This is a genomic window from Algoriphagus taiwanensis (assembly GCF_036245645.1).
Taxonomy (GTDB): domain Bacteria; phylum Bacteroidota; class Bacteroidia; order Cytophagales; family Cyclobacteriaceae; genus Algoriphagus; species Algoriphagus taiwanensis.
In genome coordinates this window covers 34,036-55,233 of sequence record NZ_BTPE01000005.1, presented here as the reverse complement: position 1 = coordinate 55,233, position 21,198 = coordinate 34,036, and the positions used below count along the sequence as shown (strand labels likewise).

Below are 21,198 nucleotides of genomic sequence, written 5' to 3'. Positions count from 1 at the left end.
GGCAATCCTAACCGGTTGTCTTTTTTAATTTCTGAAAACAAAGTGCCTAGTTTTTTTCTTTTTTCTCCAAATCACCACCAATGAAACACCTAATTCTCGCGTTGGCCCTGCTGGCCATGGCCTCTAGTTGCGCTTTTAAATCCGTTACCCGCACCAAAAACCTGACTTATCTAGAGTCTTCATCCGAACTACCGGGAAAGCAGCTCAATGTATTTTCTCCCAAAAAAGCTAAAAATGCTCCCGTGTTGATCTTTATTCATGGGGGCAGCTGGAACAAAGGCAGAAAGGAAATTTATGATTTTATGGGAAGTCGGATGGCCAGAAGGGGTGTGGTTACGGTAATTATCGATTACCCTTTGGCACCATACTATCAAGTGCCTGCCATGGAGAAGGCAAGCGCCAGGGCAGTCCAATGGGTGCAGGAAAACATTGCCAATTATGGCGGCGACCCGAACAACATTTATGTTTCTGGTCATTCTGCAGGAGGCCATTTGGCTGCTTTGGTTGCCATCAAAGAAGAGCCTTGGCAAGAATTGGGAATCCAGAATCCGCTCAAAGGGGCGATTCTGAACGACCCGGCAGGATTGGATTGGTATTGGTTTCTGACTGAGCGAAAGGAAAAGTACGACGCCGAAGACAACTACGATGCCTTTACCGACAATCCGGAGGTGTGGAAGGAATATTCGCCGATATACTTTCTGGATGGGAAAGAGATTCCTTTACTGCTTATGGAAGGAGAAAAAACCTACCCCGGTATTCGATTGACCGTGGACCGGTTTAGAAAGGAAGCTGAGGAAAAAGGCACAGACTTGACCTACTCCTTTTACCCCAAAACCAAGCATATTCCCATGATCACCCAATATTTCTGGACATGGAGCAAGGGGTATAAGGATGTTTTGGGTTTTGTGAAAAATTAATCGGCCAAGATTTAGCTAATCCAACGGCTCAGAAACTCCAAAAAGGGCTCTTTGTAATTGTCTCCAACCGAGATTTGATGATTGCCGATGATGACCGTGTTTTTGGCAATAGAGTCAATGTGGTCCAAAGCAATGATGTGGGAGCGATGCACCCGCATAAATTTATCCGATGGAAGGAGTTCCTCCATGTTTTTCATGCTGGTCAGGGACAGAAGCGGATTGGGCTTCGATTTCAGGTGGACTTTGACGTAGTCTTTGTAAGCTTCCACATGGGTGATGTCTTTCAGCATCACTTTGACCAGCTGGTATTCTACTTTTAGGAAAATATATTCTGGCTGCGCCTCTGATTCTTTCCGGGGCTGGACTTCTGAGTTTTGCTTTACTTTTTCGAAGTACTGATAAGCCTTGGTAGCCGCTGCCAGGAAGTCCTCGTAGCTGTAGGGTTTGAGGAGGTAGTCCAGAGCTTCCACCTTGTATCCTTCAATGGCAAACTGGTGATAGGCTGTGCAAAAAATAATTCGGGTTTTGTCAGAATTCTTTTTTCCATCCAGAATCCGGGCCAGTTCCATTCCCGAAAGGTCAGGCATCTGAATGTCCATAAAAATCAGCTGAACTTCGTTTTGGTTGACAAAGCCCAAGGCCTCAATTCCGTTGGAAAACTCCCCGATCAGGTCCAGAAATGAGGTTTGCTTGATGAATTTGGTCAGCAGGCTAAGAGCCAAAGGCTCATCGTCTACAGCTATGCATTTGATTTTCATGACAAATCAATGGTCAGATTTACCCAATACTCCTGTTTTGCCTCGTCTTTGCCAAATTTCAGGCGGTGTTTTTCGGGATAGATCAAGCTTAGCCTACGTTGGGTATTGGTCAGCCCGATTCCGTTTTCATGGGCCTCGGGACTATCAGGATTGACAGGAAAGATATGATTTCGGGTTTCGAAAAAGAGGGTTTTTCCCATGATTTCCACTTTTACGATGATCTCGCTTTCCTTTTGGGAGCTGATGCCGTGCTTGAAGCAGTTTTCCAGAAAAGGAAGCAGCAGCATGGGAGCGATGATCAGATCGTCTTTGGGTTCATCGATTTGGATATTCAGCTTGACTTTGGAGGAGAGCCTCATTTTCATCAGCTCAATGTAATCCTGTATAAAATTCAGCTCTTTGGACAGTAGGGTTTCATTTTTTTGGTTTTCATATAGCACATACCGCATCATTCGTGAAAGCTTGAGCAAGGCTTCCTGAGCTTTGCTCACCTCCAGATTGGTCAGTGCATAGATGTTATTCAGCGTATTGAAGAAAAAGTGCGGATTGATCTGTGCCTTGAGGTAGGAGAGTTCGGTATTGATCCGCTGCCGGTCCATTTCTCTTCTCAGGGTTTCATCTTTTTGGTATTTGGTCACCAAGGCCACAGAAGTACTCAAGCCTATTGAGATCACAAAGAGCAGTAGCTGGAAAACATCTCCCGGAAGCCATCTTTTGGAAGGATCATAAGGCTTGTCAGGATTAAAGAGCATGTGCATGGCTTTGCCATAACCGATGAACTGCTCGAAGTAAACGATTAGCCCATAAAACAATACAGCCCCCAAGAGGACCATTAACAAGTAAAGGTAATTTTTGCCCTTGAGAAGGATCTTTGGGACTAATATGGAGGAGTTGGAGTAAAAAATCGTAATCAATATCCCAACAAGGAAGACTTGCTTCATCCAAAACTGATAGGGCAGCTCGATCTCTCCCATTCTCCAGGAAAGCGGGGAAAGCAATAAAAGCACCACGACTAACATGACCCAGCCTAAGAGGTGGACCAAAAGAGAAAGGTTCTTATTGGGGATCAGATTTGGCATTCGGTTGATTTTCAGTATCCAAACTAAGGCAATTTCTATTTCACCCTCAAATCAAATCTACGAAACCAAGTATTATTCCCATGAAACTCCCTTTTCTTGGGATTAAGCCTGCTATTCGTGTAATCCGGGGATTCATCCCCTTTTAGATTGGGTTTGTCGATAAAAGGTGCAGGGCGGTCTATTACATTTTTTGAGCCTGAACATTGCCCTCAACTTTGGGGTACTAATAGGCGAATACCTTGTTTGAAAACAAAACCATGAATAAACTACTCAATCTAGTACTTGCATTTTTGATCTTGGGAGCGAGCTTCGCTCAGGCTCAAGACAATCCGGAAAAGAAAACTTCCGGAAGAATTATCGGGGTGGCAAAAGACCTCAAATCCGGCGAACCCGTAGGCTATGCCACAGCCGCACTATATAAACTCGGAACAGACGTCAGTACTTCGGGTGCTGTAGCTGATGGAGATGGTGTATTTTATATTACCGGATATGAATTGGGAGAATACGAGCTTCAAGTGACTTTCTTGGGATACGAGACTGTCAAAAGGGTGGTAAACATCAACTCATTGGAAACAGAAATCAACTTGGGAGAAATCGGAATGAGTGACGAAGGGGTTGCTTTGGAAGAAGTGACGGTACAAGGTCAGCGGGAATTGATCGAAGAAAGAGTAGACAGGACTATCTATAAAGCTGAGAACGACAAAACCACTGCAGGTGGTGATGCCACGGATGTACTTCGAAGAGTTCCCATGCTTTCAGTGGATCTGGACGGAAATGTATCCATGAGAGGAAGCTCTAACATTCTGGTTCTGATCGACAACAGACCTTCTGCCATCGCGGCTTCATCCATCTCTGATGCGCTTCGTCAGATTCCTGCAGACGAAATCAAAGCCGTTGAGGTAATCACTTCACCTTCGGCTCGATTTGATGCGGAAGGTACCTCCGGCGTCATCAATATCGTGACCAAAAAGAACAATCTGCAGGGGCTTACCCTTAATATCAACTCAGGCTTCGGTTTGAGAGGATCTAACTTGGGGCTGCAGGGTAGTGCGAGAACTGGAAAGTTTGGCTTTTCCCTAGGAGGCTTCGGTAGATCCGGATACAATATCCTTGGTGGTTTTGACAATCAGCAAATCACCAACAATGCGGATGGGACTGTTTCCAAGACACTTCAATCAGCCGAAACAGAGCGAAGAGACCTTTTTGGTCGCTACAATTTCGGGGTGGACTATGAAATCGACCAGTATAACTTCATCACAGGTTCAGTCAATTTCGGTGTTAGAAATTCCAAAAACTGGCAAAACGACTTCCTAACTCAGAATTTTCTGGATGATGTACTCAGAGGAGAGCAATTGAGAGCTACCAATTCACTAGACAACTCCAATTCTGTAGATGTCAGCTTGAACTACACTAGAACTTACGAGAAAAAAGGCAGAGAATTGAGCTTTTTGACCCTTTACTCTGTAAACGATAGAGAAAACTCCTTCACCAATACTCTTTTTGAGGAAAACCAAATCGATGTGTTGTCCCGATTGAGGAACATCAACCCAAGCAAAAACGAGGAGTTTACGGTTCAAATCGATTATGTGACTCCTTTGGATCAAAAGGGAAATCAAATCTTGGAATATGGAGCAAAGAATATTCTGAGAAAAGCCTATTCAGACTTCTCCTACTTCGCAGCTCAAGGTGCTGAGGGAGAGTTTGTTCAATTGGAAGATCCAAGTCTGAGCAATGAATTCAGCTATGATCAGAATGTAACTGCGGGATACTTGTCCTACACCTTCCCTCTGTTGAAAAACTACACCTTGAAAACAGGTCTCCGATACGAATACACGATGATCGATGCTGATTTCAAAACGGAGTTTGAAGCGGAAATTCCTTCCTATGGTACCCTTGTCCCAAGTATCAATGCCAGCCGAAAGCTGAAAAACGGAAACATGATCAAGGCTGCCTACAACAGAAGAATTCAGAGACCTTCTCTCCGCTTCCTTAACCCGAACATTGAAGCGGTCAACCCACAGCTGATCACTCAAGGTAATCCTGAGTTGGAGCCGGAATTGACCGATAATTACGAATTGGGCTACAGCACCTTCATCAAGAACACAACGATCAATTTCACCGGGTTCTTTAGAAATACCACAGGTTCTATCCAACCAATCCGAACTACTCAAAACGACGGCATCATCTTCACTACTTACGAAAACGTAGGTCAGGAACAAGCAGTAGGTACCAACATCTTCTTCAACATCAATATCAGTAACAAGCTTTCCTTGAATGGGGGGGGGGACTTGTACTATGCGATGCTGGATAATGGGCTGACTGACCCTCAGTTTGCTGCGCAAAACGAAGGCTTCGTGATCTCCGGAAGGTTGTTTGGTAACTATACTTTGCCTAAAAACTGGCAGGTGCAGCTGTTTTCCTTTGCCAGAGGCAGAAGAGTGGAGCTACAGGGTACCTCAGGAGGTTTTGCTGTGTATGGATTGAGCTTCAACAAGCAGTTTAATGAGAAAAGGGGTTCGATCGGATTTGGTGCTGAAAACTTCCTTGCGAAGGAGTTTGTCTTCCGCAACGAAATCATCACGCCTACCATCATCCAAAACAGCACCAATGCGATCCGAAATCTGAACTTCAAAATCAACTTCAACTACAGAATCGGAAAGCTCAGCATGGATCAAAGACCTAGAAGAAGAAAGTCCATCAACAACGATGACCTCAAAGACGGAGGAGGAGATGGAGGAATGGAAAATGGAGGTGGTGCTCCCGTAAGAAACAGATAAATCGAGATTATGAGTCCCCTCTTAACTCAAGGGAGGGGACTTAGTAAACCCAAAAGCTATTCCAAAAGGAACTTTCTTCCTTTCCAGCTAGATATAACTACCTCATTAAAGTCCGGAACTCACCATTCCGGTTTTTCCCACAATTGATAGATAGATTGGGTAACAAAAATGCCAGGCTTTTTAGGCCTGGTTTTTTTATTCTATCCAAAAAGAAGCACACAGGTTTATTTTAGACTGATTATTTGAGTACGAATCTCCATACCATTCTTTCATTCATCTCATTTTGCCCCCATTTTTTCTTTTTATCATCCAATTTTAAAGCAAGTCTGAATTGATGGTATGAAAATTGGTAAGCTTAGGATAGGAAGTCCAAAAAAATAATCACCCCTATCCATTTTCGAAAAATCTTCGAAATGGCAAGTGAAGTCCTAATCTTTAAACCCGAGAACAAAATCACAAATGAATTCATCTGTCAAATTCAAAAAATTGAATGATTCTTTTGTTTTTCTCTTTCAGCTATTTGCCCTGATCTTCTTTTCCTTCCTAATTTTTTCCTGTTCTCCAGAAAAGAAACTGATCATTCCGCAAGAACCAACCATCTGGGTGGTTTCTGAGATTTATGAGCCCAATGAAGAGAAATTCAATGGTATGGTAGGTTATAAAATTATCCCTATCAATCCCGGAAATATCAATGCTCGACCAACTTGGAAGTTAGATCACAAAGGGAAGTACGAGGTAGGACAGAAGGTAGATTTTTCCCCGCTTTTGGAAAACAAAACTGCCAGCAAATAAAACGAAGGCTTGGGTAGTCTGATAGATCGAACTCAGTTTATTGAATTGAAAAAGGAAAAATGAAAAAGCCCGGATAAAACCGGGCTTTTTCTCTATTAGGATCTATAAAGTACCTTATTGATCGCATCTACAGTTCTCTTCACATTGGGAAGAGTAGCGTCGATATAGGTTGGAGAGTAGCTCAGTGGAATGTCCATAGAGTTTACTCGAATCACCGGCGCATCCAAATAATCAAAAGCATGTCGCTGGAAGTGATAAGTCAATTCTGAAGAAATAGCCGCAATAGGATTGGCCTCTTCCACAATTACTGCTCTGTTTGTCTTTTTCAAAGACTCTACGCAAGTGGCATAGTCGATTGGACGAACTGTTCTCAAGTCGATCACATCGCACTCAATACCTTCTTTAGCCATTTCCTCGGCAGCCTCAAGCGCTACTTTCATCATTTTTCCAAAGGAAATCAAGGTGACATCCTTTCCTTTTCTCTTCACATCCGCCACGCCGATAGGAAGAAGATATTCTGATTCTGGAACCTCCCCCTTGTCAGAATACATCAATTCGGATTCCATGAAAATCACTGGATCTGGGTCACGGATTGCAGCTTTGAGCAGACCTTTTGCATCGTAAGGATTGGAGGGCACAATCACTTTAAGGCCAGGTGTATTGGCAAACCAATTTTCAAAATTGGAAGAGTGAGTAGCGCCAAGCTGTCCGGCATTTCCCGTAGGACCTCGGAAAACCACAGGTACTGAATAGGCTCCACCCGACATGGAATACATCTTAGCAGCAGAGTTGATGATCTGATCTATAGCTACCAGAGAGAAATTGAAAGTCATGAACTCGATGATAGGCTTGAGGCCGTTCATCGCAGCACCTACTCCCAATCCTGCAAAGCCCAATTCGGAGATTGGGGTATCATAAACGCGGTCAGGTCCGAATTCATCGAGCATTCCTTGGGATACTTTGTAGGCGCCGTTGTACTCGGCCACCTCTTCACCCATTAAAAAAACGTTCTTATCACGTCTCATTTCTTCGGACATCGCCTCTCTCAAAGCTTCCCTGAATTGTATTTCTCTCATGATTTAAAGACAAAATTTTGGCTCGTAAAAATAGGAAGGAATCGGGCATTTGCAAAAGTTGCCCGATTCTTTGTCCAGGAGGATTTTACCCCAGATAAACGGTCTTGGTATTGACAAATTCGAGAATGCCCTGACGGCTCAATTCTCTACCATAGCCGGAGTTTTTGATTCCTCCAAAGGGAAGCCAAGGATGACTGGCCACCATGGAATTGATGAAAACAGCTCCGCTTTCTATGGACCGGCTCATTCGCTCGGCACGATCGGAATCCTTGGTCCACACGGATGAACCCAGTCCAAAATCTGTTGCATTGGCGATCTGTGCTGCTTCTTCTTCACTTTGAAAGGAAAAGAAAGAAGCCACAGGTCCAAACATCTCCTCCTGAAACGCAGGGGAATTTTTAGGGATATCGGTGATGATAGTGGGTTTGAAAAATGGAGACCCTTGCTCCGGCTTTTCTCCTCCAAAAGGAATTTTGCCACCCAGAAGTCTTGTCTTTTTCACCTGATCAAATAGCTCCTTGGCTAAATCAGGTCTTGCCATGCAGGCAAAATCTGAATTTTCGTCTAAGGGATCCCCTTCCTTGAGTTGGCTTAACCTTTCTTGGAATCTATCCACAAACTGTTTATATGCCGGTTTTTCTATCAAAAACCGCTTGGCCGCAATGCAACTCTGGCCAAAATTGATCATTCGGGCTTTGACGGCGGTTTCCACAGCCTGATCGATATCCGCATCTGCAAACACCACAAAGGGGTCACTTCCACCCAATTCCAGGAGAGTTTTTTTGAGTCCTTTTCCTGCTGCTGCAGCAATGGCCCGGCCCGCGCCCTCACTTCCTGTAAGAGATACTGCCCGGATTTGTGGTTCTTGGATTAGGCTTAAGGTGACTTGGGAATTGATCAATAGGGATTGAAAGAGTCCCTCCGGAAAACCGGCTTTATCGAATACCTCCTGAATGGCCAAAGCACATTGGGGGACATTGGAGGCATGCTTGAGAAGTCCTGCATTGCCTGCCATTAGGGTAGGGGCTGCAAATCGAAATACCTGCCAGAATGGGAAATTCCAAGGCATCACAGCAAGAATTACCCCCAAGGGCTGATAAATCACTTTTGCCTTCTTGTCATCAGGAAGGGAAATAGGTTCATCCTGAAGGAAGCTCTCCGCATGATCGGCATAGTAGTCGCAAACCCAGGCACATTTTTCTATTTCAGCTAGGGATTCCTTGATTACTTTTCCCATTTCCAGGGAAATCAACCGGGCGTAGTGTTGTTTTTGGTTTCTGAGTTGCTCTCCTGCTTTTTTCATCAAAGCAGCTCTTTGTGCCAAGGGGGTCTCTTTCCAAGCCTCGAAAGCGTTTTGTGCTTGAGTTACCTGTTTTTTGGCTTCTTTTAGGTTAAGGGGGACAAATTCCTTTAATAGTTGGTCGGTAAAAGGGTTAATTGATTGGATCAAATTCATTTTTCAATGGGTTTGCCAGCTTCTTTCCAGGCGGTAATTCCGCCCTCGAGCATGTACACATGTTTGAATCCTGCATCCTGCATGAGGTCGGCAGCTTTTCGGGTACGGCTTCCCGAACGGCAATACAGGAGATAAGTTTTCTTTTTGTCGAGTTTTTCAATCTCTTCAGCGAAGGTTTCCCCGAGATAATTGATGTTTAATGCGCCGGTGAGATGTCCTTCCGAAACTTCCTCAGGAGTACGGACATCGAGAATTCTGGCCTTCTTTTTTGTGGACATTTTTTCGAATTTTTCTATGGAAATGACCTGAATGGAATCCTGTAGGGCTTCCTGTGCCGAAGCGGAAAAAACAAAAAGCAATACAGCAAATGGGATGAGGAGCAGCTTGGTTTTCATGGTTTTTTTGTCTTGGAATTGAGTTTAACGAATGAGATTTTGATTTTAACTTTTTTGGGCTGAATTATCAGTGTCAATTGAAATTCATTTTGGACTTTAGCCTATGGTTATCTGGTCAATTTGATTTAGAATTGATTCTAAATTTACTCAAAATGCCCCAAAAGATCGGTTTGATTTCTGACTCCCACAGTTACATTGATCACAAAACGCTGGAATATTTGCAAGGCGTAGATGAAATATGGCATGCAGGAGACGTAGGAGATCTTCAGGTGATTGAAAGCCTTCCCAAAGGAATTCCTGTCAGGGGAGTTTTTGGAAATATTGACGATCAGGAGGTACAGGAGCGCTTTCCGGAGTGGAATAAATTTACCCTTGAGGGAGTCAAAGTACTGATGACGCATATAGGAGGGAAGCCGCCTCGGTATGCAAAAGGAGTGAAAAGCAGAATCAGGGAGTCCCAAGCCCAAGTATTCATCTGCGGGCATTCCCATATTTGCAAAGTGGAATTTGACCGGGAGCTCAGTTGCCTCTACATGAACCCGGGAGCCATAGGACAGCAGGGATTTCATCAGATGAGAACTATGCTGCTTTTTGACCTAGACAATGGAAAAATCACCAATCTAAAAGTGGTGGAGTTGGGAAAAAGGGGGAGAGTTTAAAATAAAAAAAGCGGCTTTAGGGCCGCTTTTTGTCTTCTCAGAGGAAGAAATTACTTGGAGAAAGAAGCCTTAAGCTCTTCGATGTCCACGTTTTTGATCACAGGCTTCGCACTCAACTGCTTGATTTTGATCACGCGAGCATTCTGGCTCTGTCTTTTTCTTCTCAATTTTCTTTTAAGAGTAGTTACACCCATGGCCGTATATGTTTAAGTTTTTGGATTCGAAATGAGGCGCAAAGATAGGAAGACAATTCTTTTATGCCTAAAAATCTGGCAAATTATTCTTGGAGAAATTGCCGGATGGTCCGGCCTTTTGGGGATTTTTGGGTAAATTTGAGCCTAAATCACCAAAAAAATCATGCAAAAGCCCTCCCTTCCCAAAGGAACGCGAGACTTTGGAACCCTTCAAATGGGTCGAAGAAACTTCATCTTGGATACCATCAAAGAGACTTTTCAGCTGTTTGGCTATCAGCAGATCGAAACTCCCGCCATGGAAAACCTCTCCACCCTCACCGGGAAGTATGGAGATGAAGGAGATCAGCTTTTGTTTAAAATTCTGAATTCAGGGGATTTTGCCAAGGACGTGACGGAAGATGATCTGAAAAACGGCAGCCCTTCAATTCTTCCAAAAGTTTCCGAAAAAGGTCTTCGCTATGATCTGACTGTACCTTTTGCCCGCTACGTGGTGATGAATCGCAATGACTTGGTTTTTCCATTCAAACGCTACCAAATCCAGCCCGTATGGAGGGCAGACCGGCCTCAAAAAGGTCGATATCGGGAGTTTTATCAATGCGATGCGGATGTGGTGGGTACCGATAGCCTGGTCTGCGAGGCTGAGATTATTCTGATGATTCGGAGGGTATTTGCCAAGTTGGGTCTGAAGTCGTATAGCATCAAGCTAAACAATCGAAAGATTCTCACAGGTATCGCAGAAGCAATAGGGGAAGCAGGAAAAGAAGGGCCGCTCTGTGTGGCCATCGACAAGCTGGATAAGATAGGTTGGGAAAAAGTGAAGGAGGAGTTGTCTCAAAGAGGTTTTGAAGAGGATTCCATTCAAAAGTTAGTGCCTTTGGTCAATCTGCAAGAAGGGCTAACCCAAAAGTTGGATTTTCTACGTGAATTTCTGAATAGCTCAGAAACCGGCCTTAAAGGGATTCAGGAAATCGAAGAAGCCTTGACTATATTGAAACAAATGGGTGAGGACCTGGCCCATGTGGATTTTGATATTTTATTGGCTAGAGGGCTTTCGTATTACACTGGAGCCATTTTCGAAGTCAAGGTACATGGCGTCTCTATCGGATCGGTGAGTGGAGGTGGAAGATATGACGATCTTACCGGAGTATTTGGATTGCCGGGTGTGTCTGGGGTCGGGTTTTCCTTTGGTGTGGATCGAATCTATGATGTGTTGGATGAGTTGGGGCTTTTTCCAGAAGAAAGCCTTCAGGGAACCCGCCTGCTTTTGGCCTATTTTGACCAAAAGGGCTTTGACTATGCCTTATCTATTTTGGGCAAATTCAGAGCAGCAGGAATCAAAGCCGAAATCTATCCGGATTCATCCAAGCTGAAAAAGCAATTGGAATTTGCCTCCAAAAAAGAAATCCCCTTCGTGGGGATTTGTGGTGATGCTGAAATCAATTCTGGAACCTTAGTTTTAAAAAACTTAAAGACGGGAGAGCAAGAAAGCCTAAGCCTCGAAAAAGCCGTTGAGGCATTGGTTTAATCCACTTCCAAAATTGCTGATACAGGCAAATAGATGCCTTCTTTAAGGACAACGAAATCAGCTCCAACTGCCCAAACGGTGGTGTGTACCTGATAGGTGGTTCCATCTGCACTTTCGAAGGTGAGGTAAACTTTGGTTTGCAGAAGATTTCCGAGTGTTTGAGATCGATGAAGCGCGGCTTCTCTTTGTTTTTTCTGTTCAGGACTAGAAAGAACTTCTCTTTTGGAAAAGGATAAGTTGCGGATCGCTTCTTTTTCGATCCGAGTGATGGTTTTCATGGTTGAAGAGTTTGGGTTACAATCTCTTTTACAGAATAATCCAGCTAAAAGTTGGCTAAAATATTCTTATGAGGGATATAAAATCCATTTTTATGAAATAATATTTTGTTTTTGGATCAAAAAAAAGAATATAATCTCATCTGAAAGGTTGATTTCTGCGTGTTGAAAAAGATATATTTGAAAAAAAAATTAGCGATATGTTTGATCTGATGGGAATGATGGGCAAAGTCAAAGAAGCCCAGGCGAAAATAAAAGAGGCTCAGGCCAAGCTGGTTCATTTGCGTGCAGAGGGAGAAGCAGGTGCAGGAATGGTCAAAGTTTGGGTGAATGGGGAGCGGAAAGTTCTGACCGTAGAAATGGATGAATCTCTTCTCAGTCCAAGTGACAAAGAGATGCTGAGTGACCTGATCGTAGCCGCTACCAACAAGGCAATGGAAGCCATCGAGGTAAAAATCAAAGAAGAAATGAAAGCGGCCACACAAGGTATGCTTCCCAACATACCGGGTATGGACTTGGGTAGCATGTTTGGCTAAGCAAGGGGAAGTTTTTGAAACTGGGGTCTTACTCAGAGAAATCTCGGGGTGGACCTTTCCTATTTTTATGAAAAAATCTGCAGTAGTTATCCTCAATTACAATGGAGAAAAGGTTCTTCCTATTTTCCTTCCCTCTGTTTTGGCTAATAGCCAATCAGATGTTTGGGTGATAGATAACAGCAGCACAGACAGCTCGATTTCCTTGTTGGAAAATGAGTTTCCTGAGGTTCAACTCATTCGCCTCGCCTCCAATTTTGGCTTTGCCGGAGGGTACAATTGGGGCCTGGAATCGCTTAAGGAACAGTACGAATACTTGATTCTCCTCAATTCTGACGTAGAGGTGACTCCCGATTGGGATCAAAATCTGGTTACCTGGCTAGATCAAAATCCAGAATTTGCCAGTGTGCAGCCCAAGATTCTTTCCTGGACCCAGCGGGACCAATTTGATTATGCAGGTGCTGGAGGAGGATTTTTGGATAGCCTGGGCTACCCTTATTGCAGAGGAAGAATCTGGGATGTGCTGGAAAATGATTCTGGGCAATACGATGATTCCATATCAGTAGATTGGGCATCAGGAGCTTGCATGGCTATACGATCTCATGATTTTTACGAGCAGGAAGGCTTTGACGCTCATTTTTTTGCCCATATGGAGGAGATTGACCTTTGCTGGAGACTGAGGCTTTCGGGAAGAAAAATTGGGTATCATGGTGCAGTGAAAGTTTATCATCTGGGAGGGGCGACCTTGTCCCGTTCAAGTCCAAAAAAGCTTTACCTTAACATCAGAAACAGCCTTAGCATGCTTTATAAAAATTTGTCCAAGCCCAAGTTTTGGATGGTTTTTGTGCTGAAAGGTTTTCTGGAGATGCTGTCCTCTTTGCAATTTTATTTAAAAGGGGATAAAGACTCCTCTCAGGCAGTAGTAAATGGCTATCTTGATTTTCTGAAAACAAAGAACTTGCTCATTTCCAACCCCAAAAAACAAAAAGACCGGAATATTCTCCGGTCTGGTCCAGTGCGCTTGGTCTTTTGGCACTTTTTTGTCTTAGGGAAAAAGACCTTTTCAGATCTTTAGTCGAAAAGCACAGGATTGTTCATCTTGCGGAAATATTTTCTGATTTTCATCATCATGGCCATCGAGACATACACGATTACAGGGGAGCCAAGAGTGATGAAAGAAGAGTAAATGAAAAATAAACGAATGCTGTCAATGGGAAAATTGAGCTTCTCCCCAAGTCGGGAACAAACACCGAAGGCTCGTTCTTCGAAGAATAGTTTTAATTTTTCCATGATTTGTGGTGGTTTAGTCGATCAAAAATAGAATAAATGCTTGTCTTTCCAATAAGTAAACTTTATGTAAGATTGTTTTCAATCCTGATATTTTTTATTTGGCTATCAGGCTTTTGTGTCGAATCCGAGGCAAGAACTATGCCTGAAAGCAAGTATTTAAGCACTGCCCGGATCAATCCTTACAAATTAAAATTAGAAGGCGATTCCCTTCGCTTTGAGGTGGCAGGGACGATTCCGATTGAGTCAGTGATGGCGATTCGCAACAGTAAACTTAGGCTTTTTTATCAGGCTCAGTCCAGAAACTTGGACCTAGGAGAGATTCCTTTACTTAGGGAGGGCACAGCTTTTCGATTTGAGAAATCTTATTCCATTCTCTTCGAAGACTGGATGTTGGGGGCAAGTTTGGAGTTACAGTTTGTCCAACAAAAGCGCTCAGGTGAGGAAATATTGGAGAAAAAGGCCCTGACCAAGGGAGTGTTGGCTCCTCAGTTGATGGTCAAACTGGGGGAAGTCTATGCGGATGAACCCATCCCTGAAGTGGGTGCATACATGCTTTCAGGTCAAACAGATAGGGATGCCGTGCAAAGGGAAGAGTTTGTTTTTTATTTCGATCCCGGACAGACACAAATCAAAAAAAACTCTGCCTTTTCATCTTCGATAAACCAATTGGATGACTTTCTGCAAAGGAATCCTCTAGTGCAGGCAATTAAAATTACCGGATTGCAATCCCCTGAATCTTCGGAGGGCAAATCCAGTCAGCTGGGTATGAGTAGGGCAGAAGCTGTGAAAAAAGAATTGGATACCCGTCTTTCGGCTTTCCCTGACTCGATGATCAGGGTGGATTCCCGATGGAATGATTGGTTTGACCTCAGGTTGCTATTGAGGGATTATGAGGGTATTTCTACGCAGAGAAAAGATGAAATGTATGCTGTAGTGATGAACCGGGAGTCTTTTCAGGATCAATATGAGCGATTGGTGAAAATTCCGGGATTTTCTCAGGTACAGAAGGACCTGTTTCCAAAACTTCGTGTAGTCAAAGTTGAAGTTGTGGCCAAGCCTAGGAAAGGCTTGGATATGGAGCAGAGCCGAAAGCTGAATGAAGCACTGAAAAATACCACCTCAGGCTCGCTTTTGACTTTCGAAGAATGGATCCAAGCGGCAGAAGCGACAAATAGTTTGGATGAAAAAGCGGTCATCTTTTCAAAAATGACCGAGTATTTCCATTCTCCCTTGCCGTATAATAATATGGCTGTGGTTCGGATGCGTCAGGCCCAGCGTACTTTGGATTATGGGTCAAAGGAAATTCTTTGGGATGAAGCAGACCGTCTGCTCGTTCAGGCCTATCGTGTGGAGGTAAATCCCTATTCACTTCACAATCAAGGGCAGATTTTGGCTTTAAAAGGGAATTATTGGGAGGCTTATAAAAAACTATCAGATGCCTCTACAGGGATTCAAAATAAGGACTTGGTTCGGAGAAATGAGGCACTGCGGGGAGCTTTGGATATTTTGAGAGGTGATTATAAGCTGGCTACCCTGCGATTTGATTACGAGTTTACCGATCCTAAAGACTATTTTAATAAAGGCTTGGCTTTTTACTTGATTGAGGATTTTGCTGAGGCAAATGCAGCTTTTGAGGAGTCGGTAATTTTGGGAAGGAGCTTTGGTTATGGATATTATGGTTTGGCTATGATTGCTGCAGGGTCGGGGCAGGCAGAGATCGCATTGATTCACCTGAAGCGGGCAGTAGAGTCAAATCGGCAATTGGCAGAAAAGGCTTTTCAAGATCCTGTTTTTCAGGAATTGAGAGAGACAGATGAGTTTTTTAAGGCTTTCAATTCGAATTAAGTTTTGAAATAATATTTGGACTTTTCTTTAGAAAGTTTTTTTAATCGAGGCAAGCAGTTATAAACCTTTATTTTTCAAGGGAATATTTTGGCATTTTCTTCGAATAGAATTTTTAAGTGATGAAAAAAATGCCTTTTCAGAATAATATTTAGGGTTTGGGATTTGAAATTTGTTTTAGATTATTTAACATTGACGATTAAGAATTAACATTTAACCCAAAATTACTCTGCCTATGATCCTTATTACCTGACTATTTCCTACTCTCGCCTAGCATCGACCGATGCACTCAAACCTACAGGTTATTTAATTCGCAGGCCTTACCCAGGCCAGGTATAGTTGCAATAGAAGTCTAGAAATCAGACACATACCTATTGCTATTATTTTAAGAATAATCGCAAACGATTGCACAAACAATAAACAAACAAGTTTTTGAGATTAATCTTGTTACCCAATCTATCTACGTATATGAAAAAAGTTTACAAAATCCTAAGTGTGTGTCTCACGCTCTTAGTCCTATCCGCTGGCGCTGTTATGGCGCAAAAAACAGTCACGGGTACGGTTCTTGACGAGTACGGAGTAGGTTTGCCGGGTGTTTCAATCCTGGTGAAAGGTACTACTACCGGTACTGCCACAGACATTGATGGTAAATACTCCCTCAATGTGCCTAATGACCAAGCTACTTTGGTCTTTTCATTTATTGGTTATGCTGCTGTCGAGCAAGTCGTTGGTGCAAGAAGCGTAATCGATGTAAGCATGCAACCTGATGAAAGAACCCTTACTGAATTGGTGGTAACGGGTTACTCCATTGACTCCAGAAGAGAAACAACCGGTGCGATTGCCACTGTCGATCCTAGAGATCTTCAGGTTATTCCTACCGGTAACGTGGAACAAACTCTTCAGGGTCGTGTATCCGGTGTGACAGTAATTACCAATGGTCAGCCAGGTACTTCTTCCATTATCCGTGTTCGTGGTTTCGGTGCCTTCGGTGGTAACGAACCTTTGTACATTGTCGATGGTCTTCCTACAGGTTCTACTGACTTCTTGAACCCAGATGATATCGAGTCTACTACCGTATTGAAGGATGCAGCTGCGGCTTCTATTTATGGTGCTCGTGCTGCAAACGGGGTTATCGTTTACACCACTAAAAAAGGTGCTAGAAACAAGAAGCTAAGAGTGGATTACAACGGTATGTATGGTGTAACCGATCCTGGTACTGGATTGGATATGATGAATCCACAGGATTATGCCACTTACACTTGGCTTGCAGAAACAAACACTGCTCGTCTTCAAAACAGAGCTCCTCAGTATGGTCACCCTCAATTTGGTACAGGAACATCTCCAGTGATGCCGTATTATTTGAGTTTGATCACTCAGGATCCTGTTACTGGGGCTTTGGGAGTTGCTTCTGGTCAGCCAGGACCACTTTCTCAAGCTCAAATTGATCAGCAAAGAGAATGGTATAACATCGATCCTACTCGCGGAACTGTCCGTCAATTGACTAGAGCAATGACCGGTGAAGGTACAGATTGGTATGCTGCCTTGACTAGAAACGCTCCATTGCACAGACATTCCTTGGGCTTTAATGGCGGTTCTGAAACTTCCCGATTCTTTGTCGGTGTAGGTCTACAGGAGCAGGCTGGTATCATGATTGGTAACGACTTCAGAAGATACTCTTTGAGAGCTAACTCTGAATTCGACGTGACCAAGAGAATCAGAGTAGGGCAGAACTTCCAGGCCACTTACCGTCAGGTATTGGGTCAGCAAGGGGGTACCGGAGGTCGAGGTGTATCTGATGACGAAAATGACATTCTTCAGGCTTTCCGTATGCCGTCTATCATTCCAATCTATGATGAATTTGGTGGATATGCAGGTACAGCTTCCAGAGGTTTTAATAACCCTAGAAACCCTGTTGCTAACAGAGAAGGTCAATTGAACAATAGAAGCTTCAACGCTAATGCTTTTGGTAACTTGTACGGTGAGTGGGATATCATCGATGACCTTACCTTCAGAACCTCTATTGGTGGTCAGTATGACAACTTCTACGGAGTAGGTTATACTCGTTTGCAGTATGAAAACTCTGAAAACAACTCCGCGTTTGGTTATAACGAATTTGCTGGATATTCATTTGCTTGGACATTCACCAACACTTTGGCTTGGAAAAAGAAAATCGACAAGCATGCATTTGATGTATTGTTGGGTCAGGAAGCTTTGAACACCGGTGCTGGTAGAAACATGAACGCAGTTGGTCAGAATCCATTCTCACAAGATCCTGATTTCATCACTATCTCTAACTTGCCGGTAAGTACAAGACAAGTAAACTCTAATCAGTTCAAAGGGGTTAATTTCAATTCTTACTTTGGTCAGGTGAAATATACCTACAATGACAAGTACTTGTTCAGTGCAGTTGTTCGTAGAGATGGTTCATCCAGATTTGGTGAAAATGCGAGATACGGGGTGTTCCCAGCATTCTCAGCTGCTTGGAGAATTTCTTCTGAGTCCTTCCTTCAAGGAGCTACTTGGATTGATGATTTGAAAATTCGAGGTGGCTGGGGTCAAATGGGTAACTCTAACAACGTGGATCCGAATAACCAGTTCTCTTTGTTTGCCGGTAATATCAACGCTTCTTCCTACGATATTGGAGGTACCAACTCTAGTGCAGTTATCGGTTTCAGAAGATCTCGAATCGGTAACCCTAATGCACAGTGGGAAACTGCCGTAACTCAAAACATTGGTTTTGACGGTACTTTCTTCAACGGTCGATTGGATGTGATTTTTGACTGGTGGAAGAAAGATACCAAAGACTTGCTCTTCACCGTTCCAATTCCTTTAACTGCGGGTAGCAATGCTGCACCTCCAGCGGTGAATATTGGTGAAATGTTGAATAGAGGTTTGGACCTTTTGGTAACCACCAGAGGCAACTTCACTTCTGATTTGACTTATGAGTTGACATTGACTGGTTCTACTTTGAAGAACGAAATCGTTTCTCTCTCTCCTGGACTAGACTTCATCACGACTGTTAACCCATCTTACCGAGGTATTCAGCCAATCAGAAATGCAGTAGGACAACCACTGTCTTCTTTCTTTGGATTTAATACATTAGGTCTTTTCAGAAATCAGGAAGATGTAAACTCCCATGCTACTCAAGACGGTGCTGCCCCAGGCCGATTCAAGTTTGAGGATGTCGATGGTGACGGCGTAATTACTCCAAACGACCGAGTTTTCTTGGGTAATCCGGTACCTGACTTCACAGGAGGTTTGACTTTCACTTTAGGTTACAAAGGCTTTGATCTTTCTGCCTATCTCTACACCTCCATCGGAAATGAAATTTGGAATCAGTCTCGTTGGTTTACCGACTTCTTCCAGACTTTCGAAGGTGCTGCCATCTCTGAGCGCTTAAAGAATGCTTGGACTCCTGAGAATTTGAATGCTGAAATTCCAGTTGTCGAAAGAACTGCAAACTTCTCTACTTCTAACGTGGCCAACTCTTTCTATGTGGAAGATGGTTCATACTTGAGAATGCAGAACTTGACATTAGGATATTCTGCACCTGCAAGTTTGCTTCAGAAGTTGAAGATGGAAAGAGCAAGAGTATTTGCTTCTGTAAACAATCTGTTTACTATCACCGGATATGAAGGATTGGATCCAGCAGTAGGTGGTGATGCGGATTTGACCTTTGGTATCGACGTAGGAAACTACCCAGTGACCAGAGGTTGGACATTTGGTTTAAATTTAAGTTTCTAAACCAAACTACTTAACAAGAATCGAGTTATAGACAATATAATAGATTAACAAAATGAACAATTTCAAATTAAAAATCGGCGCCCTACTAGCATCCACAGCGATGATGGTAGCAGTGAGTTGTAGCGAAGATTTCCTGGAAGTTCCGCCAGTTGGTCAGCTGTCTGAAGCACAGCTAACTTCTTTGGCAGGATTGGATGCGTCATTGATCGCAGCCTATTCTCAGGTAAATGGCCGCGGAAACAGATTAGGGTCTCCTTCCAACTGGGTTTGGGGGAGTATTAGAGGGGGAGAGGCTAACAAAGGTACCGACCCTGGAGATTTTGCCACCATAAATCCAATTCAGCGATTTGAAAACGATGCTGCAGGAGGAAATATGGGAGATAAATACAATGTCTGCTATGAAGGTATTGCAAGAGCAAACAATGTACTTCGTCTTTTGGAAAGCCGTCAACCTGAGGTTACTGATAATGATGTTATCAGATTAAGTTCTCAGGCAAGATTCCTGAGAGCGCACTTCTATTTTGAATTGGCCCGAGACTACAACAGAACTCCTTATGTGGATGAAACTGTAGATTATGGATCAGGCTTGGAAGAAGTGAAAAACGACAAGGACCTATGGCCTTTCATCATTGCTGACTTGGAATATGCAATTGCTAACCTTCCTGCTACTCAACCTCAAGTAGGTAGAGTGAATCAATGGGCAGCAAAAGCTTATTTGGGCAAAGTATTCATGTACACCAAAGAATACAGCCGTGCAAAGGCTTTGTTTGATGATGTGATTGCCAATGGTGTTACTTCAAATGGTTTGAAGTATGATTTGGTACCTTACTATGATGATGCTTTCCGTGCAGCTAACGACAATCATGAAGAGTCTGTATGGGCTTATCAGTCTGCAGCTAATACAGGAGCAGTTCAAAATGCAAACCCTGAATTTGATTTGAACTTTCCATACAATACCGGCCCTGCGGGTCCTGGTAACTGCTGCGGATTCTTCCAACCTACATTTACTTTTGTAAATGCTTTCAGAACTAAGGATGGCCTACCTCTTTTGGATAAGTCTTACAATAGTGCTGCAAACGAAGTAAAGAATGATATGGGTGTTGCTTCCGGTGAGGCTTTCACTCCAGATTCTGGTCCACTTGACCCAAGATTGGATCACACTGTAGGAAGAAGAGGAATTCCATACTTGGATTGGCAAGATCATCCTGGTCAGGCTTGGATCAGAAATCAGCCTAACGCAGGTCCTTATTCACCAAGAAAGTATGTTTATGCTAGATCAGAACAAGGTTCTTTCCAGGACAACTCCTCTTGGACTCCTGGATACACAGGTATCAATTTCATGATCATCCGATTTGCAGATATTCTTCTTCTAGCTGCTGAAGCAGAGGTTGAATTAGGGAATCTGGAGACAGCAAGAACTTATGTAAATAGAGTGAGAACCCGCGCCATTAATTCCAAATTGATGAGAGGGGATGGAACTATGGCTGCAAACTACGACATCAAGACTTACGATTCTCCATGGACAGATGCTAGCGTAGCTAGAGAAGCTGTTAGAATGGAAAGATTGCTAGAATTGGGTATGGAAGGTCACAGATTCTATGATCTTCAAAGATGGGGAACTGCTGATGCAGAATTGAACAACCTCTACTTCCCATATGATGGTGCGAAGCTGCCAGCTGCTTTGGGTGGTGCAAGATATACAGAAAAATACAAGTGGGTTCCAATCCCTCAGGATCAAATCGACTTGGTTGGTGCTGATATTTTGGCTCAGAACCCAGGTTTCTAATCACTTGATTTAATTAATATAAAGAGAGGGCCAAAAGCCCTCTTTTTTTTGCCCATTTATTTCTCATATTCTTCATTTCCATATGGGAAATGGGTATTTT

18 protein-coding genes are annotated in these 21,198 nt (G+C 43.3%); 10 read left to right on the top strand and 8 right to left on the bottom strand.

The genetic code is table 11. The features are described 5' to 3' along the window. Positions 1–80 precede the first annotated feature (80 nt). Positions 81–917, top strand: a complete 837-nt coding sequence (locus AAA938_RS08345; protein ID WP_338228201.1) for an alpha/beta hydrolase — start codon at positions 81–83, stop codon at positions 915–917. An 11-nt stretch (positions 918–928) separates the two neighbouring features. Here the strand turns inward: AAA938_RS08345 and AAA938_RS08340 are convergent, their stop codons facing one another. Next, positions 929–1,675, bottom strand: a complete 747-nt coding sequence (locus AAA938_RS08340; protein ID WP_338228200.1) for a LytR/AlgR family response regulator transcription factor — start codon at positions 1,673–1,675, stop codon at positions 929–931. After that, positions 1,672–2,754 (bottom strand): sensor histidine kinase, encoded by a 1,083-nt coding sequence (locus tag AAA938_RS08335; protein WP_338228199.1) that lies wholly within the window; start codon positions 2,752–2,754, stop codon positions 1,672–1,674. The genes AAA938_RS08340 and AAA938_RS08335 overlap by 4 nt, the downstream gene beginning before the upstream one ends. A 257-nt stretch (positions 2,755–3,011) precedes the next feature. Here AAA938_RS08335 and AAA938_RS08330 point away from each other — a divergent pair, with 257 nt between their 5' ends. Beyond that, a complete protein-coding gene (locus tag AAA938_RS08330; RefSeq protein WP_338228198.1) occupies positions 3,012–5,531 on the top strand; it encodes a TonB-dependent receptor in 2,520 nt (839 codons plus the stop codon). A 459-nt stretch (positions 5,532–5,990) separates the two neighbouring features. Further along, entirely contained in the window at positions 5,991–6,323 is a 333-nt protein-coding gene (locus tag AAA938_RS08325) for a hypothetical protein (RefSeq protein WP_338228197.1), read from the top strand. 95 nt (positions 6,324–6,418) lie between these two features. Here the strand turns inward: AAA938_RS08325 and AAA938_RS08320 are convergent, their stop codons facing one another. The 3 genes from AAA938_RS08320 to AAA938_RS08310 all read right to left on the bottom strand — a co-directional run bounded on the left by AAA938_RS08320 (position 6,419) and on the right by AAA938_RS08310 (position 9,250). Next, the gene (locus AAA938_RS08320; RefSeq protein ID WP_338228196.1) at positions 6,419–7,399 is read right to left on the bottom strand and encodes a pyruvate dehydrogenase complex E1 component subunit beta; all 981 of its coding nucleotides are present in this window, start codon (positions 7,397–7,399) and stop codon (positions 6,419–6,421) included. 85 nt (positions 7,400–7,484) lie between these two features. Further along, positions 7,485–8,855, bottom strand: coding sequence for an NAD-dependent succinate-semialdehyde dehydrogenase (locus AAA938_RS08315; RefSeq protein WP_338228195.1), 1,371 nt, complete (start codon positions 8,853–8,855; stop codon positions 7,485–7,487). Beyond that, positions 8,852–9,250 carry a rhodanese-like domain-containing protein gene (locus tag AAA938_RS08310; protein WP_338228194.1) on the bottom strand — a complete coding sequence of 133 codons (399 nt, stop codon included), beginning with the start codon at positions 9,248–9,250 and terminating at the stop codon, positions 8,852–8,854. The genes AAA938_RS08315 and AAA938_RS08310 overlap by 4 nt, the downstream gene beginning before the upstream one ends. A gap of 152 nt (positions 9,251–9,402) precedes the next feature. Here AAA938_RS08310 and AAA938_RS08305 point away from each other — a divergent pair, with 152 nt between their 5' ends. Beyond that, the gene (locus AAA938_RS08305; protein ID WP_338228192.1) at positions 9,403–9,909 is read left to right on the top strand and encodes a metallophosphoesterase family protein; all 507 of its coding nucleotides are present in this window, start codon (positions 9,403–9,405) and stop codon (positions 9,907–9,909) included. Positions 9,910–9,959: 50 nt separating this feature from the next. Here the strand turns inward: AAA938_RS08305 and AAA938_RS08300 are convergent, their stop codons facing one another. Next, on the bottom strand, positions 9,960–10,103 hold the full coding sequence (locus AAA938_RS08300; RefSeq protein ID WP_338228191.1) for a hypothetical protein: 144 nt from the start codon (positions 10,101–10,103) through the stop codon (positions 9,960–9,962). Positions 10,104–10,266: 163 nt separating this feature from the next. On the opposite strand from AAA938_RS08300, the gene hisS reads away from it, so the two are divergent. Next, entirely contained in the window at positions 10,267–11,628 is a 1,362-nt protein-coding gene (hisS, locus tag AAA938_RS08295; RefSeq protein ID WP_338228189.1) for a histidine--tRNA ligase, read from the top strand. On the opposite strand, the gene AAA938_RS08290 is transcribed toward hisS, so the two are convergent. Continuing rightward, positions 11,625–11,906, bottom strand: coding sequence for a hypothetical protein (locus tag AAA938_RS08290; RefSeq protein ID WP_338228188.1), 282 nt, complete (start codon positions 11,904–11,906; stop codon positions 11,625–11,627). The two genes, hisS and AAA938_RS08290, sit on opposite strands and share 4 nt — an antisense overlap. A gap of 197 nt (positions 11,907–12,103) precedes the next feature. On the opposite strand from AAA938_RS08290, the gene AAA938_RS08285 reads away from it, so the two are divergent. Both AAA938_RS08285 and AAA938_RS08280 read left to right on the top strand, forming a co-directional pair. Then, on the top strand, positions 12,104–12,439 hold the full coding sequence (locus tag AAA938_RS08285) for a YbaB/EbfC family nucleoid-associated protein (RefSeq protein ID WP_338228187.1): 336 nt from the start codon (positions 12,104–12,106) through the stop codon (positions 12,437–12,439). Between the two features lie 67 nt (positions 12,440–12,506). After that, the gene (locus AAA938_RS08280) at positions 12,507–13,511 is read left to right on the top strand and encodes a glycosyltransferase family 2 protein (RefSeq protein WP_338228185.1); all 1,005 of its coding nucleotides are present in this window, start codon (positions 12,507–12,509) and stop codon (positions 13,509–13,511) included. Here the strand turns inward: AAA938_RS08280 and AAA938_RS08275 are convergent. After that, the gene (locus tag AAA938_RS08275; RefSeq protein WP_338225687.1) at positions 13,508–13,726 is read right to left on the bottom strand and encodes a PspC domain-containing protein; all 219 of its coding nucleotides are present in this window, start codon (positions 13,724–13,726) and stop codon (positions 13,508–13,510) included. The genes AAA938_RS08280 and AAA938_RS08275 overlap by 4 nt on opposite strands. Before the next feature lie 138 nt (positions 13,727–13,864). Between AAA938_RS08275 and AAA938_RS08270 the strand changes: the two genes are divergently transcribed. The 3 genes from AAA938_RS08270 to AAA938_RS08260 all read left to right on the top strand — a co-directional run bounded on the left by AAA938_RS08270 (position 13,865) and on the right by AAA938_RS08260 (position 21,098). Further along, complete coding sequence (locus AAA938_RS08270; protein ID WP_338228184.1) at positions 13,865–15,571, top strand: TPR end-of-group domain-containing protein; 1,707 nt, start codon at positions 13,865–13,867, stop codon at positions 15,569–15,571. A gap of 465 nt (positions 15,572–16,036) precedes the next feature. Then, entirely contained in the window at positions 16,037–19,312 is a 3,276-nt protein-coding gene (locus AAA938_RS08265) for a SusC/RagA family TonB-linked outer membrane protein (RefSeq protein ID WP_338228182.1), read from the top strand. A 52-nt stretch (positions 19,313–19,364) separates the two neighbouring features. Next, positions 19,365–21,098: a RagB/SusD family nutrient uptake outer membrane protein gene (locus AAA938_RS08260; RefSeq protein WP_338228181.1), complete on the top strand. Its 1,734-nt coding sequence runs from the start codon at positions 19,365–19,367 to the stop codon at positions 21,096–21,098. Positions 21,099–21,198: the final 100 nt, after the last annotated feature.